General features: G+C 57.5%; 1 protein-coding gene and 1 pseudogene. One reads left to right on the forward strand and one right to left on the reverse strand.

Annotated elements, in window-relative coordinates; all coding sequences use genetic code 11:
- Positions 1-1,685 (forward strand): serine/threonine-protein kinase (locus VGE80_RS02995; RefSeq protein WP_440591625.1); only part of this gene is annotated, 1,685 nt, incomplete at its 5' end.
- A gap of 265 nt (positions 1,686-1,950) precedes the next feature.
- On the opposite strand, the pseudogene VGE80_RS03000 reads toward VGE80_RS02995, so the two are convergent.
- Positions 1,951-2,438: pseudogene (locus VGE80_RS03000) on the reverse strand (hypothetical protein); the annotation flags it as partial.

Raw genomic sequence — 2,438 nt, forward strand, 5'->3', positions numbered from 1 at the left:
CACGACAGCGTTCCATGCAGCGGATTGTGGCGGTAAAGATCTCGGCCGATCAGGGGGACGAGCCGCAAACACTCGCTCAACTGGATCACAACAACATCGTCCGGGTCTATGATCAGCGTTCCGTTACTGGACGTGGATTGCGGCTGCTTTACATGCAATACGCGGCGGGAGGCACGCTGGCCAGTGTTCTCGCATCGCTACAGACCATCGATCCTTCCCAATGGTCCGGCAAACGCTACCTGTGGGCCATCGATCAGGCACTCGACACCCGTGGTGACTCACCTCCCGCCGAATCCTCCGTGCGTCAGAAGCTGGCGGAGATGAGCTGGCCTCAGGTCGTCTGCTGGCTGGGGGCTCAGTTAGGTCGTGCACTGGATTACGCTCACCGTCAGGGAGTTTTGCACCGCGACTTGAAGCCGGCGAATGTGCTGCTGACGGCAGAAGGGGTGCCGAAACTGGCCGACTTCAACATCAGCTTCAGCAAGAATGTGGAAGGAGCGTCGGCCGCAGAGTTTTTCGGAGGCAGTCTCGCGTACATGTCGCCCGAACAACTGGAAGCGTTCGACCACCGCAGTGGACGGACGCCCGACAGCTTGGACAATCGCAGTGATCTTTACGCACTGGGAGTTCTCATCTGGGAGCTGCTGACCGGTGAACGCCCTTTTTCGACGGACGTACAAAGAGAGGGACGACCTCCCGTTCTGAAGAAGATGATCGAAGCGCGGCAGCAAGGACCGGGCCGAATCCCGGAACGGTGGCGCCGTGAGGGGTTGGGACTGCATGAGATCCTCGATCGCTGCCTGTCTCCTTTACCGGAACACCGCTACGGCAGTTGCCTCGAACTGGCTCAGGAAATCGAGCTTTGCCTGGAACCTGATGCGCGGAATCTGCTGCGTCGCCCGGATGGAGGATGGCGGTACTGGGCCAGAAAGTTTCCTCTTTCGACGGTGACCATACTGACGCTGATTCCAAATCTGATCGGAGCCATCTTCAACTTTCTCTACAATTACCGGGTGATTCTGGAAAACCTGCCCGGGTCTGAACCGACTTTCATGCGGATTCAGTCCATCATCAACATGATCGCGTTCCCCACGGGTATTCTTTGCGCGGGATGGCTGGCCGGATCCGTCGCCAAAGCGACTCATATTGATTCGAAACAGCCACTCCCCCCAGGGGAACTGGCTAAGCAGCGGCGGCGATGCCTGGACTTGGGAAACGTCGCCGCCCTGGTAGGTCTGACGCTCTGGCTGCTCGCGGCCCCGGCTTACCCGGTTTCGCTTCATCTGATTGTGGGACATGTCCCATTCGACATTTACGTGCAGTTCGTAGCGTCGCTGGCCATCTGCGGACTCATCGCAGCCGCCTACCCATTTTTTGGAGTGGCGATCGTCTCGGTGCGGGCGTTCTATCCGTCGCTGATCGACCGCGAGTCGATGACAGCAGACGATCGACAGGACCTGATCCGACTCTCGCGGCAAACATGGTTGTATCTGGTGCTGGCGGCTTCGGTCCCCATGATTGCGGTCCTGATTCTTGCGATTGGTCAGTCAGAAAATCGCTCGGCCCTGGTCGTTCTGGCAGCGAGCGGAGCAATTGGATATGCGATCGCAATCTCGGCGTTTCGACTGCTTCAGACCGATCTGACCACGCTATCAAAAGTGATTTCGAATCGACGGGACCGGTGAAGGGGTGCATTGTGAGGGGACGACGGAATCGTTGTTGATTGGATACGTTGGGCGGCGGGGGACTGTTTGTTTTCGGCTTTAGCGAGTGGCCCGGGGGGATTACGGTTCGGCTTTCCTGTCGGGGACCGCCAGGGCTACTGGGGGGAACCTCGTCGGAAGCGGTACTTTTCCTCCGGACATGCGAGTAGCCAGGGCGAAATCGAGTGATCTCGCTCTGGCTGGGTTAGTCGTGACGGGGTGTTTGATTGGGGCTCAGAGAAACTCATCAGAACCGAGGACCCCGCAGAGTTTTACCTGCTTCCACCAGTTTTGCTTCTTCCAATCCCAGCTCCAGCGAACCTGATGAGGTTGCGGAAGGGGCAGGTGGGATCAAGTCAGAGTTGCCATTCGGAATGGCGTCAGACAACGGGGGAAGCGAATCGTTTGTCAGAGCCATTTCCATGGGAACTTCATGAGTCTGGACGGAAGCGTATCCCGGAGCGGCCGCATACACAGGAGCGTAGTTGCACTGATAAGCGGTCGTGACACAGGGCTGAAGGATCGTGGCACTGATTCCACCGTAGCAACCAGGAGTATACAGACATGTCCCATAGCTGTAGGTGGGGTAGCAGTAATTGTAGTTGTTATAGCCGCAGTAGTAGTTGTTCACCGGGTAGCAGTAGTTCCACCCACCAAAGTTGCAGCCGTATCCCCCATATCCCCAGCAGCCTCCGTATCCCCACGACTTCTGGTAAGGAGTTCCGCAGAATTTGT

The sequence above is a fragment of the Schlesneria sp. genome (assembly GCF_036405755.1).
In the GTDB taxonomy this organism is placed as follows: domain Bacteria; phylum Planctomycetota; class Planctomycetia; order Planctomycetales; family Planctomycetaceae; genus Schlesneria; species Schlesneria sphaerica.